The 761-nt window shown below is 71.0% G+C and carries 1 protein-coding gene; it reads right to left on the minus strand.

What is annotated here, in order from left to right:
• Positions 1–761, minus strand: a 761-nt coding sequence (locus BKN37_RS27385) for a ferredoxin reductase (RefSeq protein WP_071030446.1), incomplete at both ends; no start/stop codon positions are given.

A 761-nucleotide genomic window follows, 5' to 3' on the forward strand; every position in this document is an offset into this window, starting at 1 on the left:
CGCGTAAAGGGCGGTGGGCGTGGGGGTATCGCCGATCAGGTCGGCGGCGGTGGGCAGCCCGTGGGTGTCATCGGTGCGGATCGTCACCTTGTCGCCGAACGCCTGTACCTCGGCGAGGAACGGGATGGTGTCGGCGGATCGGCCGGTGTAGATCATCGACCAGTCCAGGCCGAGCCGTTCGGCCGCGCGCATCATCGGCAGGATCGGGGTGATGCCGATGCCGCCGGCCACGAACCGCAACCGGCCCGCCGATGAGCCATAACCGGGCACGGCCATCGGCATGCCGTTGCGGGGACCCTTGACCCGCACCGTGGCGCCCACCCGCAGGGTCTCGTGCACCTCCACCGAGCCGCCACCGCCGTCGGGGATTCGGCGCACCGCGATGCGGTAGCTGTCGGCGTCGGCGGGGTCCCCGCACAGCGAGTACTCGCGCATCCGACCGGATTCCAGCAGCAGATCCAGGTGGGCACCGGGCGTCCAGTGCGGCAACGGTTTCCCGTCGCCGGCCACCAGGGTCAGCGCCACCACATCCTTGTCGTGCGCGACGATCTCGCGGGCCGCCACCCGCAGCACCCGGGTGACATCCGGTTCGGCGACCCGCCGTGGATGCATCAGGACGCTGAAGGCGGGCAACACGATGTCGGCGAGAAACGTCGAGACCCGCAGGATCGGGTCGTGGCGCCAGCGCCCGAACAGGTGCGGCGGGACCTCGGCGACCGGCTCGTTGTGCGGCCGAAACTTCGAGCCGGGTGGGCGGGGAT

This window comes from Mycobacterium talmoniae (assembly GCF_001854525.1).
Taxonomy (GTDB): Bacteria; Actinomycetota; Actinomycetes; order Mycobacteriales; family Mycobacteriaceae; genus Mycobacterium; species Mycobacterium talmoniae.